Source organism: Ferrimonas balearica DSM 9799 (assembly GCF_000148645.1).
GTDB lineage: Bacteria > Pseudomonadota > Gammaproteobacteria > Enterobacterales > Shewanellaceae > Ferrimonas > Ferrimonas balearica.
The window spans coordinates 1,202,429-1,218,053 of record NC_014541.1 but is presented as its reverse complement, the minus strand read 5'-3'; the positions used below and the strand labels follow the sequence as shown (position 1 = coordinate 1,218,053).

8 protein-coding genes are annotated in these 15,625 nt (G+C 61.7%); 2 read left to right on the top strand and 6 right to left on the bottom strand.

Features of this window, described 5'->3' with window-relative positions; genetic code table 11:
* Window positions 1–8: 8 nt before the first annotated feature.
* Window positions 9–1,529, bottom strand: a complete 1,521-nt coding sequence (locus FBAL_RS05665; protein ID WP_013344618.1) for an MFS transporter — start codon at window positions 1,527–1,529, stop codon at window positions 9–11.
* A gap of 292 nt (window positions 1,530–1,821) precedes the next feature.
* On the opposite strand from FBAL_RS05665, the gene FBAL_RS19510 reads away from it, so the two are divergent.
* Window positions 1,822–2,814, top strand: a complete 993-nt coding sequence (locus FBAL_RS19510) for a Solitary outer membrane autotransporter beta-barrel domain (RefSeq protein ID WP_013344617.1) — start codon at window positions 1,822–1,824, stop codon at window positions 2,812–2,814.
* A 56-nt stretch (window positions 2,815–2,870) separates the two neighbouring features.
* On the opposite strand, the gene FBAL_RS05655 is transcribed toward FBAL_RS19510, so the two are convergent.
* Window positions 2,871–5,420 carry a M9 family metallopeptidase gene (locus FBAL_RS05655; protein ID WP_013344616.1) on the bottom strand — a complete coding sequence of 850 codons (2,550 nt, stop codon included), beginning with the start codon at window positions 5,418–5,420 and terminating at the stop codon, window positions 2,871–2,873.
* A 401-nt stretch (window positions 5,421–5,821) separates the two neighbouring features.
* On the opposite strand from FBAL_RS05655, the gene FBAL_RS05650 reads away from it, so the two are divergent.
* Window positions 5,822–6,361, top strand: coding sequence for an outer membrane beta-barrel protein (locus FBAL_RS05650; RefSeq protein ID WP_083771168.1), 540 nt, complete (start codon window positions 5,822–5,824; stop codon window positions 6,359–6,361).
* Between the two features lie 63 nt (window positions 6,362–6,424).
* Here the strand turns inward: FBAL_RS05650 and FBAL_RS05645 are convergent, their stop codons facing one another.
* The 4 genes from FBAL_RS05645 to FBAL_RS05630 form a co-directional block, all read right to left on the bottom strand.
* Entirely contained in the window at window positions 6,425–8,791 is a 2,367-nt protein-coding gene (locus FBAL_RS05645) for a glycoside hydrolase family 31 protein (protein ID WP_013344614.1), read from the bottom strand.
* Window positions 8,792–8,824: 33 nt separating this feature from the next.
* Complete coding sequence (locus tag FBAL_RS05640; protein WP_013344613.1) at window positions 8,825–10,708, bottom strand: alpha-amylase family protein; 1,884 nt, start codon at window positions 10,706–10,708, stop codon at window positions 8,825–8,827.
* 62 nt (window positions 10,709–10,770) lie between these two features.
* The gene (locus FBAL_RS05635) at window positions 10,771–12,270 is read right to left on the bottom strand and encodes a tryptophan halogenase family protein (protein ID WP_013344612.1); all 1,500 of its coding nucleotides are present in this window, start codon (window positions 12,268–12,270) and stop codon (window positions 10,771–10,773) included.
* A gap of 182 nt (window positions 12,271–12,452) precedes the next feature.
* Window positions 12,453–15,185: a TonB-dependent receptor gene (locus FBAL_RS05630; protein WP_013344611.1), complete on the bottom strand. Its 2,733-nt coding sequence runs from the start codon at window positions 15,183–15,185 to the stop codon at window positions 12,453–12,455.
* Window positions 15,186–15,625: the final 440 nt, after the last annotated feature.

Here is a 15,625-nt window from a genome sequence, read left to right as displayed (position 1 = left end):
TCACCTCCTCAGGACACGCTGGGGCTTTGGCTGAGGGCCGCGCCATTCTGGCTGACCCGCAGGGTGGCCACCCCGGCAATCACCAGGCTGACGGCGCCGATGGCCAGCGCGTAGATCGGCTGGTTATCAAAGCCGAGGCGCAGGATTAGCCCCAGTACGCTGGCTGCCAGCAGCTGAGGAATCACGATAAAGAAGTTGAAGATCCCCATATAGACGCCCATCTTCGCGGCGGGCAGACACCCCGCCAGCATGGCGTAGGGCAGTGACAGGATGGAGGCCCAGGCAAAGCCCACCCCCACCATCGCCACCAGCAGCAGGGTCGGGTCCGACACCACCAGGAAGGAAGCCAGACCGGCGGCCCCCAGCAGCAAGTTGAGCAGGTGGGCGCGGCGCAGTCCGAAGTGGCGCACCATCACCGGGATCACCACTGCCGCCAGCGCGGAGAAGCCGTTATAGGCGGCGAACAACACCCCCACCCAGTTGGCGCCCTCGTTATACGCGGCGGAGCTGGGGTCACTGGAACCGAAGTGGACGCCGGTTACCGCCGCCGTGGTGTAGATCCACATGGCGAACAGGGCGAACCAGGAAAAGAACTGCACCACCGCCAGCTGCTTCATGGCGGTAGGCATGGAGAACAGGTCATCCATTACCGTGGCCATGCCATTGTCGGCGCTCCCACGGGCACGGCTCTGAGCCACCCAGAGTTGCAGCAGGCCAAACACCATCAGGGCGACGCTGAGAATATAGAGCTGCGGATGCCAATCCCACAGCCAGATGGCAAAGGTGGCCAACAAGCCGGGGCTGAGCCAGGCCAGGGCGCTGCGGCGGTAGGCGGCCGCGTCCCGACGCTCGCTGTGGTGGCGCTCACTGGCAGGCTCGGCAGCTTCAAACTCCGCCAGTTGCTCAGGGGAGTATTCGCGGCTGCGGAACACAGTCCAGGCGACGGCGGCAAACAGCACCACGGCACCGGCGTAGAAGGCGTAGCGGACGGTATCGGGAATGGTGCCTTCCGGCGCCTGATTGCTGACCCCGAACTGCGCCAGGATCCACGGCAGCATCGACGCCACCACGGCGCCAATGCCGATAAAGAAGCTTTGCATGGCGTAGCCCTTGGCCTGCTGGCGCTTGGGCAGGTTGTCACCGACAAAGGCGCGGAAGGGTTCCATCGACACGTTGATGGCCGCGTCCATGATCCACAGCATACCGGCCGCCATCCACAATACGCTGGCGTTGGGCATCACCACCAGCGCCAGACTGGTGGCCAGGGCACCGTAGAGGAAGTAGGGGCGACGACGGCCCAATCGGGTCCAGGTCTTGTCGCTGAAATGGCCCACGATGGGCTGCACGATAAGCCCAGTGACCGGACCGGCAATCCACAGCAGTGGAATGGTGTCCATCTCGGCGCCGAGGGTTTGAAAAATACGGCTGACGTTCGCGTTCTGAAGGGCAAAACCGAACTGAATACCGAGAAAGCCGAAGCACATGTTCCAGATCTGCCAAAAGCTCAGATCGGGTTTTTCCTTCACCATCCCAGGTTCCTCTTATTGTTATCTTGGGCTTACCTGCCGGGCTTATCCTAGCCAACTTCGAGACAAGTTCGAACCACAACGTAAAAACGCCGCAGCGCCGTGTTACCGGCATGTTCACCGATGGTAATCAGTGGCCCCGGCTGGCAACAATGTTTTGCATACGTATTCATGCCGTTACTGCCCCGAGCTGGTGCAGTGGCGTGCGCCGATAAGGTGCGCAGAAATCCAGGCTGGCCGGGCGCTTACGGACCCGGCTATAGTGGCGACTATCACCACATCAACAGGACGTTTAATGCGCCACCGCTTACGCCATGCCCTGCCCCTTGCCCTGCTGCTGGGCAGCTCGCCGTTGCAGGCCAATACGCTGCCCGGATTGGAGCAGGCGGTGCGGCAACAGCTCAACGAGGTGTTCAGCACCGCGGCGCTGCTCAGCAACACCGAGGCGATCACCCTGGGGTTTGTGAACTTCGACCCCAACGAGTTTCTGCCCATCGATGACCCGGACTTTGGCGACGAAAACTCAGTGGAGCTGCGCAACGAGCTGACCGTCTACACCCTGCCCTGGAGCTGGCACCTGACCGGGTTTCAGGGCGGCGACCTGGGCCTGACCGCACGCCTCTCCTATGTCCGCTCCAAACAGGAGCTGTCGTTGTTTCCGCTGGAAGACGCCACCGTCGACCTGAACGACGACACCATCTACACCCTGTTTGTTCAGCCCACCTATCGCTATCCCCTGAGCAAACACTGGCAGCTGCAGTTTGGGCTGGGCGGTTACCTGATGCGCTACGACAATGACTTCAGCTTCCGCAACAGCGTATCCCGCCAGCTGCAACCGCAGCTGGACAACCGGCTGACCAACATTGAAGTCAACGCCTGGATGGTGCAGCCGGAACTGCGGGTGGACTACCGGTTTGAACGGGGACGGGCCTACTGGCACTACCGCTCTGCGTTTGCCTACACCTGGGGGCGAACCTTTGACGAGCCCGGCCCCCTGGTGTCGGCCGACCCGGAGTCGTGGCGCTGGTTGAACGGGGTGTCGATGCGTCGCCCCTTCCCTGCCGGACTGCCAGACCAGGATTACCGCCTGAGCCTGAGCCGCATCGACATCAACGGCGATACCGTGCGGCCCTTCGATACCCACTATTACTATGAGTTCAGCGCCGAGTGGCTGCTGAACACCCGGGGCAAAGTCCCCCTGCTGGATGATGTGGGCGTCGGCCTGCTGGTCAATTACGGTTCCGCGCTGAAAGGCGCCAGCCTGATCTTTGTCTATAACGTGGATTGAGCGACCCAACAAAAAACGCCGGCTTTGAGCCGGCGTTTTCGTGGGTGAGTGCCCGATTACGGTGTAAAGCGCGCCGTCAGGTTCACATCGGCAAAGGGTTGGTACGCCTTCACCATGACGTAGTACCAGGTGCCCGGTTGTGGCGTCGCGATGGTCACCCGCTCCTCATTGCCACCGATATAGGGACGGTAATCCCAATCGCTTTCCGTGGGCCAGTTACCGGCACGGATGTAGAGGTCGGCATCGCCGCTGCCACCGCTCAGCTCAAAGCTCAGGTCCTGCGCGCCCTCCGGCACAAACAGTGCATAGTAAAGCTGGCTGTCGCTGGCCAGCCCCTGCTTGGTGTAGCCGTTGTGGAGGGTGCCGTTGTCCGGGTCGGTGGCACCATCGGGAGCCTGCGGTGCCGCGGCAAACTCCGCGTTGAGAGTGATCCCCTCAAACGCCCTATCGCTGTACAGCGCAATGTAGTAGTAGCCGCCTGTTGAGGGGGCGGTGATCACCACCTGCTCCTGATTGCCAACCTGAGTTGACGCACCATCAAAATCGCTGCGGTTGGGCCACTGGCCAAAGCGCACATAGAGATCGGCATCGCCGGTGCCGCCACTGCTGGTTATGGTCAGGGCGCTGGTGCCCTCCGGAATCCAGATGCTGTAGTAGGCCGCGCCATTGCCGCTCACGCCGACCTTGCTGATCCCGGCCGTCATGGTTTGCTGGTTGGGGTCACAGGCGTCCTCACTGCAGGCCGGCGGGTTACAGTCGGTACAGGGCGTTACGCTGCCCGGGTCGTTCATCCACTCGCTGAACTCGCTGTCGTGGCTGCTGCCAATGGCCGACATCTGGCTGGCATAACCGGCGTAATCCCCCACCCGCAGCTCCGCCAACAGGGCATCCACCTGGCTGCGATGGCGCTCAAACATAAAGCGCACTGCCAGGTAGCCGCCGCGGTAGATGGCATCCTGGCCACTGTTGTAATCGTTGCCGAACAGGTCACTCAGCAGATACTGGTTGTTCAGCCCGACAGAGAAGGCATCAGCGTTGTCATCGAGTTTTGAGATGTACTCCGCCAGCCCCTCAATCCACCAGATGGTGGCCTCACTGATGGAATCGCCAAAATCGCCGTAGAGGTTGTAGCGGCCGTCGAGGTAATGCACATACTCATGGCGCAAGTTCCACACCTCAAACTCCGGCAGCCAGTCGGCCTCGTAGGCGATAAAGCGGGCCTGATTGCCTTCGGTAGCCGGGTTCCCCTCCAGGTACATGCCCCCGTTGTTGGTGCTGATGCCGAAGAAAGTGCCGGCATAGCGGGCGTAGTTGTCGTAATCGTCGAAGATCACCACCTCCAGGGCGGTGTTGTTGTCATCGGCCACCGGCTCATAACCGGTTTCCAGCATCTGGTGGAAGGTGGTTTCCTGCTCCGCCATCTCAGCACAACTCTGGCTCAGCTGCGCCTGTGTCATCGCCTGAGCGCGGATCCTCAGGGTGCTGCTGCAGCTGTACTCAATGGCCAGCACCTGAGCTTCCAGCTCGGCCTGATAACCACACACACCGTAGTCGGCGCAGTCGTCGTAGTAGTCCGCCATCTCAGCCGCCGCCAACCAGACGCCGCTGCCGTGGCCGGTCATGCTGTAGCGCTCAAGCAGAGATTGCAGGTGCGGTTTGACCCGGCTTTTGACCGGCTCACCGAACAGCAGCAAACGTCCAAGTTCCCGGGTGGCGTTGTTGATCAGGTACTCGTTGTCGCTGCCAATCAGGTTCGGATTGTTGTCGATAAGGGCCGCCAGTACCGACACCAGCTCGGCGTCTGCCGCGACGGCCTCGGCGTAGCCCGCTGCCCATTGACCGCGGAACAGCACGGTAAAGGTGCCATTGATGGCGCTGCGCAGGTACCAGTGGTCGAGGTAGCGATCATCGAAATCACTGAGCAATCGCTTCACCACCCACAGCAGCGGGGCATTGTGGCCGGCACTGTCGATCAGGATCACCGCTTCCGACAACACTTCGCCGTGCGCGTTGTTGATGTCCCCCAGATGGGGGCTGGCAAAGAACTGATTGAGCGCCGCCAGACTGGCGTCAGAGAGGGCACTACCGTACTCCCCCACGTCGTCTCGGTGATACCACTGCACAAAGTAGCCGGCGCGCAGGTACAGAATCAGGTTAAGAATGCCGCTGTCGTTGCTGCCGTTGTAGCTGCGGGCGCTCTGCTCCAGCGCCTGCGCCAGAGTGATCATCCGGGCTTCGGCAAAGGCGGTGCCGGCATCAGCGCCGGTCAGGTCGAACAGGTCATTCAGGCAATCGGCGTCACTGGCCAGCACCGCGTCCACCAGGATCTGGCCGCTCAGCGGCAGCAGGTCGGCACAGGCCGCCACCGCCATCGGCTGCGCCATCATCAGCTGCGGGCTGTCAGAGTCCAGCGTGGCCGGGGCCTGCTGGCTGGGTTTCGGGGCATCCTCCAGGCTGGTCAGGGCGGCGCGCTGGGCCAGTTGGGGCGGCAGGCCATGATCGTGGTCGTGTACTGAACTGGCGCTGGCCATGCCACTGCTCAGCAGCAGCGGGGCCAACCAGCCGAGTCGGAGTCGGCCGGAGTTAGGGGTCGGTTTCGGGAGCATCGTTTTCATCCTTGCTTGGGTTAGGGTCCATGCCCGGACAGCGGGCGTTGCTGCTGCCCCCGGAACCTGATTCAACCTAGCAGGGTGGATACTGTATACAAAATAACCATTTTTAAGATTCTGAGCCAAGCGGGGATCGCGGCGGACACGTCCGGTCACAATTCGGGCCCGGCGCGATCCGCCCTGCCTGCCCGTTGGCAAACGTCTGATCCGGGGGAGAGTCACCGCTCAAACCGCCACATGCCAGGGGTTCTGGTTTTTTGGGCGAACCGGGGAAAACTTGCCGTAATCCCATTCTGAACTAGGCTCAGATCGCCCCGAACCGTTGTGCTGCCTGAGGTGACGCAGTGATACGGGGTGGACCGGCCACAAAGGTCGGCCATGGAAGCTGCATAAAGGAGATGATGATGATGTTACGCAATACTCTGGCGCTCAGCGTCCTGCTGGCGTTGGCCAGTGCCCCTGCCCTGGCTAAAGATGAAGGCTTCTACGTCGGTGCCGCCATTGGTGGCGCAAGCATTCAGCAAGACAATGCCGACTTTGAAGACATCGACTTCCCCGAGTTTGATGAGAGCGATTTTGCCTGGAAAATCTTCGCGGGCTACCAGTTCAACCCGGTATTTGCGGTTGAAGGTGGCTACCGGGATTTGGGTGCGCCCACCGCCGGCAACGCCAAGGTAGACCCCTACGGCATCGACGTGTTTGCCGTTGGTGGCATCCCGCTCGGCCCACTCCGTGGTTTCGGTAAGCTGGGTGGCATCTACTGGGATTCCGACACCAAGTATGAGGGTCAAAAGAGCAGCGATGACGGTTTCGACTTTGCCGCCGGTTTGGGGCTGGAGTTTGAACTGGGCAGCTTCGCCATCCGCGGCGAGATCGAGTACCTGGATATTCTGGACGAGACCTGGATGTACACCATCGGCGCCACGTTCACATTCTGAATCGCATCCGGCCAAAACAGAACGCCGCCCTCTGGGGCGGCGTTTTTTGTGGTGGTGGCGAGGTTAACGCACCACCACCTGATGGCGGGCCTGCTGCCACCGTACCGGCACTGACAGCACCCCATCCTGCCATTGGAACGGGACAGCCGTGCCGTCCACCGTCACCGACTGTGGCGCTGAAACGAGGTGGTGAAGCTGCAGATCCAGCGTCCGTTGCTGTGGTGCACCGGGGTAATCACCCCGACGCTGCAGGTTGATAGTGAGCCCCTGTGCCTCCGCTTCCGCACTGAAAGTCAGCAACTGGTACTCCCCCTTAACCAGCGCATCCGGGTTGCGGCCATCGTCTTCGTACATCTCGCCGCTGGCCTGCGTCACGCTGTCATCGTGGTAGTAGTGCAGGGTCAACTCGGCACTGGAATAGTCCGCGGTGGAGCGCATCGGCGCCACCATCGGCACAAAGCTGCCGGCCCGCACCAGTACCGGCAGGGTTTCCAGCGTGACCGGTACCGAGACGGTTCTGCCCCCTTCATGACGCTGGCCGCTGAAGTAGTTAAACCAGACCCCCTCCGGCAGGGCCACCGCCACCTCAGTCACGCCCGGCTGCACCACCGGGGCCACCAGGAAGGCATCGCCCCACAGGTAAGCATCCTTGTTATCAAACCAGCTCAGGTCACTCTCGGCTTCAAACATCAGCGGGCGCATCAGCGGCATGCCGGTGGTGCTGTTCTGGTAAGCCAGGGTGTAGTTGTAGGGCAGCATGCGATATCGCAGCTTGACCCAGTCACGCAGAATGTCGCGGGTGGCCTTGTCGTGGAATACCGGCTCCGGCGCAATGTTCTCCTGCGCGTGGGGGCGGTACACCGGCTGGAACACGCCGTACTGCATCCAGCGGGTGTACATCTCGGCGTCGAACTGCTCACCACCGGCAAAACCGCCGAGGTCGGAGTGGGTGTAACCCAGCCCCAGCAAGCCCATCTGCAAAGACAGCTCCACCTGCGGCTGCAATCCGCCCCAACTGCGGCTGACGTCGCCGGTCCAGGGGATCATGCCGTAGCGCTGTGAACCGACAAAGCCGGAGCGCATCATGATCATCGGGCGCTGGTCCGGCTGGGCCTGACGCAACCCTTCGTAAACCATCCGCGCCCACTGGTGACCATAAGCGTTATGCACCTCGTCGGCGGTGCCGATGGCGTGGATGGTGTCATGGGGGTGCACTTCCGGCTCACCGAGGTCGCCCCACCAGCCCGCCACGCCCTGCTCCATCAGGCCCTGATAGATGTTCCAGAACCACTGCTGACCGGACTCAGCAAACACGTCGATAAGGCCAGTGTTGCCAAAGTAGAAGTCGAAGGTTTTGGGCTTGCCCGCCAGGTCCTGCGCCAGCGCATCTGCATCCACCGCCTCCTGCCAACGCTTGGAGGTGGTCAGCACAAAGGGCTCGGTGATGAGGATGGTGTTCACCCCGTCCGCCTGAAAGTCGGCGATCATCTGCTCCGGTGTTGGCCAGGCCTCGTAGTCCCAGGCCAGGTTGCCCATATGGCCCTGCACGTCTTTGCCGAACCAGTAGAGGTCCAGCACGATGGCGTCCAGCGGGTAGTCCTCATCGCGGAATTTGGCCACGGTATCGCGGGCTTCCTGCTCGGTGTGGTAACCAAAGCGAGAGGCGTAGTTGCCCAGCGCCCAGCGTGGCGGCAACGGTTGACGGCCGGTGGCGGCGGTCAGGTTCTCAATCACCTCGGGGTAATCGGAGCCCGCGGCCACCAGATAGGCGGTGCGCCCCCCCTGGGCTTCAAACTGCAACACGTCGCTTTCGGTTTTGCCCAGATCGATCCAGCCGGTGGCGCTGTTGTCGAACACCAGCGCGTACTGATTGGAGGAGAGCACCGCGGGCAGGCCGTAGTACATCTGCTCGGCGTGGGTGGTGTAACCGTAGGACGCCTTGTTGTAGAGCGGCAGACGGTGGCCACGGCGGTCCATCCCCAACACCCGCTGGCCGCCACCCACCAGCTTCTCCTGAGGTTCCAGGGCAAAGCGGAATCCGCGCAGGTTATCGTGGACAAACAGGCCGTGCTCTTCCGCCAGCACCACCTCACCGTGATGCACAAAGCTGAGCTTAAACGGCGCCGTGTCGATCAGCGCGGTCAGCTCCGGCAGTTGGTACTGCCACTGCGCCCCATCGCGCACCAGCTTGCCCGCCACCCGGGGCGCCTGCTCATCAATGGCAAAGCTGGGCAGCTGTTTTACCCCCGGCTGCTGGTAGTGCACCGCCAGCGCGCCTTCGCCATAACCGGTCAGGGTCACCGTGCCTTCATCGGTGGTCAGCACCAGATCACGGCCGTCAAAATGGTGGCCGGTCAGGGTGGCCGCCAGCCCCGGCGCGCAGAGTGCCAGCGCCAGACTTGCGGCCAGTGGAGTCAGAATCCGTTTCATTGCATGCCTCTTAGGATTGTTATGGGCAATGGGTTACTGGCGCACCAGAATGCGGGATTGCAGCGGTGCCAGAGTCAGGGCAACGAGGCCCTCACCGTCACGCACGGTCAGGCTCAGAGATTCACCGCTGAGGGCATCGTTCAGGGCATATTCCCCGTCCGCAAGTTGCCACTGGGCGATCTGCTCAGCGGGCACCCTGAGTGCCATCTCGCTGCCTTTGGCTTGGTCAAAGTTGCTCACCACCAGCAGTTGCTGCTGATCGTTCCAGCGCAGGAAGCTGTAGTGGCGGTCGTTGTAGCCAGTGGTATCACGGTTGGCGCTGTGGATCTCGGCATACTGGCCCATCAGGGCCGGGCTGTCGGCCACAAACTGCATCAGCCGAACGTAGTAGTCCCGCAGGGCCTGCTCCTGTTCGGTGAGCGCGCCGCCATCAAAGGCGCCATCGTTCATCCAGCGCTGGTGCGCCGGCACACCCCAGTAGTCAAAGATGGTGGTGCGGGTGGCTTTGCCAAAACCAGCATCGCCGTCACCGGGCTCCCCCACATCCTGACCAAAATAGAGCATGGTGGGTGAGGTACTGAGGGTGGCGGACAGCACCATGGCGGGCAGCGCATTCTCCGCCTTACCGGCGAAATCCGGGCTGGCGATGCGTTGCTCGTCGTGGTTCTCAAGGAAGTGCAGCATATGGTGCTCGATGTCCGCCTTGGCGGCCTGGATCGGCACGATGGCGTCGGTGCTCTCCCGCCCCTGGATGATCGCTTTCAGGGTGTCGTACAGGTCCACCTTGTCATACAGGTAGTCCATCTTGCCCAAATGCAGGTAGTCGCGGTAGAGGTCCGGCTGGTACACCTCCGCCAGTAGGAAGGCGTCCGGGTTCACCTGCTTGATGTGGCTGTTGAGGTAGCTCCAGAACGCCACCGGCACCATTTCGGCCATGTCGTAGCGGAAGCCGTCGATGCCGAACTCGGTCCAGAACAGCACGATGTCGCGGAACTTCTCCCACGAATCCGGCACGTCCTTGCCCTGCCAGAACTGATAGTGCCCGGTCACATCCATTTGGGCGTACTCCGCCGGCAGTGCCGGGAAGTCGTGGCTGCCATCAGGCCGCACGCCGTAATTCACCTTGACGGTTTCGTACCAGTCATGGAAGTGGGGCTGGGCCGCCCGGGCGCCGTTGCCGGTCCACTTGGCCGGATTTTCGGCAAACTGGCCGTCCGCCAGCGGATGGGGTTCGCCCCCAAGCGGCTCGTAGCCGTCCAGCCACTGCGGTACCTGAAACGGCTGCCCCACCACGTAATAGAAGTTGTTGTCGCGGGCGTATTCCACGCTGGTGTCGTCGTTGGCACCAAAGTCCTCCACCCCGTCCGGCTTACCCAGCGATTGGTAATCCCGGGCGATGTGGTTGGGCACGATGTCGATGATCACCTTGAGTCCGTGGCGATGGCTGCGCGCCACCAGTGCCTTGAACTCCGCCATCCGCTCTGCCGGGTTCTCGGCCAGGTCCGGATTGACGCTGTAGTAGTCCTTCACCGCATAGGGGGAACCGGCGCGGCCCTTGATGACGTCCGGGTCGTCGTTGCTGATGCCATATTGGCTGTAATCCCCCACCACGGCATGGTGCAGCACGCCGGTATACCAGACGTGGCTGACACCCAGCTCTTTGATCCCTTCCAGCGCCTGGTCGGTGATGTCGTTAAATTTGCCGACGCCATTCTGCTCCAGAGTGCCCCAGGGCAGGTTGGCGGTTTCGGTGTTGCCAAACAGGCGGGTGAACATCTGGTACACCACCGCTTTGCTGGCCGGTTCGGCCACGGTGGCTTGCGGCTCCGGGGTCTGACTGCAGGCAGTGAGGCCCACAGCAGAAACCAGTGCAGCGGCGAGCGCGGCGGCCAGGGGACGAAGGGGGAATCGTTTCATGGTGCATCTTCTCGTTGTTGTTATCGGTGGTTCTCAGCCCTGCCGTTGCCAGGGCCATGTTATCAGGGGGTGTTCGGCATCGGGCAATAGCGGGCCAGGAAATCCTGGTGGGACGGCAACCGTCCGGCGGTATGACCGATGATGGTGCGCAGATTGAGCAGGAACTCCTGCAACTGCGCGGGGCTGAGTGACTGCGCCAGCGGATGAACGCTTTTTGGCACCAGCCCCTGCCCCAGCATCACCTGCATCCAAGCCACTTCGGTGAAGAGCTCATCCTGCTGTCGCAGTAAACGGCCACTTTCACCAAACAGCGCAAGTTTGGCGGCCAGCGACTCTGGCAGCGCCATGGTGCGGGTGTGACGCCACAGCGGGGCATCGCCGCGCTGGTTCAGGTGGTAGTGGAGAATGATAAAGTCGCGAACCTGCTCAAACTCCCGCTGCGATTCACGATTAAAGCTGTCGCGCAGAGCGTCCATCTCCCCCTGTGCTGAGGGAAACAGCTTCACCAGTCGCATGATGGCGCTCTGTATCAGGTGGATGCTGGTGGATTCCAGCGGCTCAAGGAAGCCGCTGGAGAGGCCGATGGCGATGCAGTTGCGATGCCACTGCTGACGGCGACGGCCGACCCGGAAGCGGATCAGGCGCGGTTCGGCCAGAGGCTCGCTGTCGAGGTTGGCCAGCAACTGTTGCCGGGCGTTCTCCTCATCCAGAAAACGGCTGGCAAACACCAGACCGTTGCCGGTGCGGTGTTGCAGCGGGATCTGCCACTGCCAGCCCGCCTCACGGGCGATGGCACGGGTGTAGGGGCGCAGGGTGTCCGTATTGGCGCTGGGCACGGCCCAGGCGCGGTCACAGGGCAGCCAGTGTGACCAGTCCTCAAAGCCACTGCCCAAAGTCTGCTCAATCAGCCGTGCCGCCAGGCCGGAGCAGTCGATAAACAGCTGACCCTCAATCCGGCGGCCATCCGCCAGCCGCAGCGCCTGAATGTCGCCATTGGCTGCCTGCTCCACCTGTTCCACCCGCCCTTCGATACGCACCACGCCGCGCTGCTCGGCGTACTGGCGCAGATAGGCGGCGTAGCGACCCGCGTCGAAGTGGTAGGCGTGGGTCAGCCCTGCCAGCGGGGTGCCGTCGATGCGGTCCAGCCGGGCAAAACGGTGTTGCTCGGCGGCCTGGGCGTTGAGAGAGTATTGCCACAGATCGGCTACCTCATCGGGTTGCTGCTGCAGCCAAAGATGGTGAAACGGGGTCAGGCCAAGGTCGCGGCCGATGGCACCAAAAGCATGGAGGTAGCGGTCACCCTGCTGGCCCCAGTGCTCAAACTGAATGCCCAGCTTGAAGGTGGCAGCGGTGGCGGCCATAAATTCGGCTTCGTCGATGCCCAGCGCCTGGTTAAACAGCGCCAGTGGCGGGATGGAGGCTTCACCGACCCCGACGGTACCGATCTGCTCCGACTCCACCAGCGTGAGTGAAACCGCGCTCCCCAGCACTCTGGCCAGCATCGCTGCCGTCATCCAGCCGGCGCTGCCGCCGCCGAGGATCACCACCTGTTGTCGCTGCATTGCCCACTCCTTGCTGCAGGGCCCCATCATTGGGAGGTCGTTGTCACTGGCTATGGATGGCCGGTGGGTAAGACGGGTTTTACCCTGTGGCGAAGCCGCTGTGGAAACGGACTCGCCAAAGGGCAAAAAAGGCCCCTGCAACACACATTACAGGGGCCCTTTCTCAGGCAGTTAACACCGGATTAGAAGGTGTAGCTGCCGCCAACCAGGATGGTACGACCGTAGCTCTGGTAGTCACGCACCAGGCGCTTGTCGTCATTCTCGTAGGTTTTGAACGGTTCATCGGTCAGGTTCAGGCCCTGGATAAGCAGGGTCAGACCTTCCAGTGCGGCGATGCCGGAGTAGGAGAAGTCGTAACCGATCTGGGCATCCACCAGGGTTTCCGCGTCGACGTAACGCTTGTCGCGGGCCAGGCTGAGGCCGCTGACTTCACCGAGGAACTCGGAGCGGTAACGGGCGCTGACCCGAACCTGGAAGCCGTAGTCTTCGTAGTAGACGCTGGAGTTGATCACGTCTTCAGACAGGCCCGGCAGCTCCAGCGGCTCGCTGTCGCTGGTCTCCTTCACTTCACTGTCGGTGTAGGAGTAGTTCACGGACGCGCCGAAGCCGGACAGGGCATCGTGCAGCAGGTCACCGGTGACGGAGAGGGTCAGCTCACCACCCCAGATGTAACCGCCCTGGCCGTTCTGCCAGATGCTGACGTAACCTTCGCGCAGCGCCGGTTCTTCGCCCGCCACCGGAATGCCGGTGAAGTCGCCGATGGTCTGCTGCTGGAAGATGTAGTTTTCCAGGTCTTTGTAGTAGATCGCGGCGGCGAAGTAGCTGGTGTCAGAGAAGTAGTTCTCGTAGCTCAGGTCATACTGCCAGGCCATCCACGGCTCAAGCTCCGGGTTGCCGCCGCTGCCGCCCCACGGGGAGTCTTCGATGTCGGTGGAATCCACCTTATCGGCGTTGTAGGACAGCTCCAGGCTGGCGTTCATCTGGTCCATGCGGGCACGGGCCAGGGTGCGGGCGATGCCCAGACGCACGTACTGGCTGTCGGCCACTTCCAGGCTCAGGTTCAGGCTGGGCAGGATCTCCCAGTAATCGCTGCCACCGGACAGCGGAACCACCTGGATGCCACCGTTCTCATCCACGTAGGTGCCGTAGCCGTCGGAGCTTTGGTCGGTGTAAACCCCCTGCACGCCCACATTACCTTTCAGCGGCAGGTCCCACAGCTCGGTCAGGATGTCGGCTTTGACGTACGGGGTCATCACCTCTTCCTTGACGCTCCAGGACTTGGTCTGGCGCCAGGCATCCAGTTGCAGTGCGTCGAACTCGTTGTAGAAGTTGCCGCTGTTGTACAGAGCGCGGGAGTCGAAGCTGAGCAGGTCACCGATGCCGATAAAGCCCAGGTCAACGGAGGGCAGCAGGTACTCGGACGGCACCGGCGTGGCGGCGTTGTCCTTCAGCTGCAGGTAAGCGGCTTGGTAATCCTTGGTTTTTTCCCGGTTGGTGTAGTTCACCCCGAACTCCACCTGGGAGATGGCACCGGACTCAATGATGCGGGCGGCGCTCAGGCGGAAGGCCGCCAGTTCGTCTTCCAGCTCGATGTCATTGATAAAGCCATCCTGGATGCCGTTGGCAAAGCCCCAGCCCTGCGGGTTGCCCAGCTGCACCAGCGCCGGGTCGGCGTAGTTGGTGTTGGTGTTGAAGATGGCGCCTTCGTTGGTCATCACGAAGTCGAAGGTGTCCTGCAGTCCTTCGTCGTAACCACGACCGATGCCGGAGTAGCTCTCCAGTGAGAAGGTCTGGCTGTTGGCTTTGGAGTAGGACAGGTCGGCCTCGGCGCTCCACAGGTCGCTGAGGATGTAGCTGATGTTCCAGCCCACTGCGGCCAGGTCGGCGTCGCGATCTTCGTAATCGTTACGGATCAGCGGCTTGACGCCGTTAAAGGTGCCTTCGGTCACCAGGCCGTCTTCAACGACGACGCTGTTGGGGTCAAGCTGGGCGGCACTCCACGCCAGCGGGATCTCAGCACCACGCAGGCTGTAGTTGTCCTGGAAGTCGGTGTAGAACACGTCCAGTACGGAGTGCAGGCGGTCGTTCGGGGCAAACTCAATCACCGCCATCAGGCCGTCACGCTCCAGCTCAGAGGACTGGACGTAAGGCTTGTAACCGCCCATCACCAGCGGGTTGCCTTCGGCAGCGCCGGTTTCCGGGTAACCCCAGATGTGGGTACGCTCAAACTGGCTGGGGCTGGACATGGAGGAGAGACCCAGGGCCACGCCCAGGGTGTCGTCCATAAACTGGTCGATGTAGGAGAAGCTGAAGCGGTAACCGGTGTTGTCCACATCCGGGTTCAGCTGGTCCATGTCGTTCTCTTCGTAACGGCCGTTAACCACGATGGTGCGCTCACCGTGCGCCAGCGGGCGGACGGTTTGCAGGTCCACGGTGCCACCGATGGCCTGGGCCATCACGCTGGCGTCCGGGGTTTTGTACACCACGGCAGAGTTGATGAGTTCGGAGGGATACTGGTCGAATTCGACGCCGCGGTTCTCATTCACGGTCACCTGCTCACGGCCGTTGAGGGTGGCGGTGGTGAAATCGGGGGCGAGACCACGGATGGAAACCACGTTGGCACGACCGTTCAGTCGCTGGGTGGTCAGGCCCGGCAGGCGGGCCAGGGATTCGGCGATGCTGTTGTCAGGCAGTTTGCCGATGTCTTCCGCCGAGATGGCTTCAACGATGGAGGTGTTATCCATCTTTTCGGCCTGGGCAGCGGCCAGAGAGCGGCGGATGCCGCGGACTTCAATGACTTCAACAGTCTGGGCTTCATCCTGCTGCGGCGCGTTCTCTTCCGCCGCATAGGCAACAGCACTCATACCTGCAGCAACCAGAGCCAGCGTCAGCACACTTGGCTTAAACGGTGACATGTTCTCTCCCCCTTGAGGTGTTTTATTTTCGTCCTTGGTTTGTCGTCAGCGAGACCGCGTCGTCTACTGCTTTGGCGCTGTCGCCTCAGGCAAGCCAGCTGTGACTTGTTGTTGGCAGATGGTAATCAGGGGGTTAATTGGCAAACAATCTTATGCATACGTATTCATAGATTTTTCGTCATCAAACTGACACCGCCTTCGCCCCATAAAAGGGCAGCCAAATCCCGCCCCAATGGGGCTGGTACAACAGGGCTGGCTGAGGGCCCGAACCATTATCGAGCCCTTCCACACTGTGGCATGAATCCGATTCTGCCTTATTTTGGTGCGAAAGTTGTTTCCCAATGGCGCACAAAAACAGCGACCAGTTCAATTGACATCGATTTTACATTGGGCGAGGGTCTGAGCCGGCGCACCACCGACTGACTCTGCGCTTTCTCTCC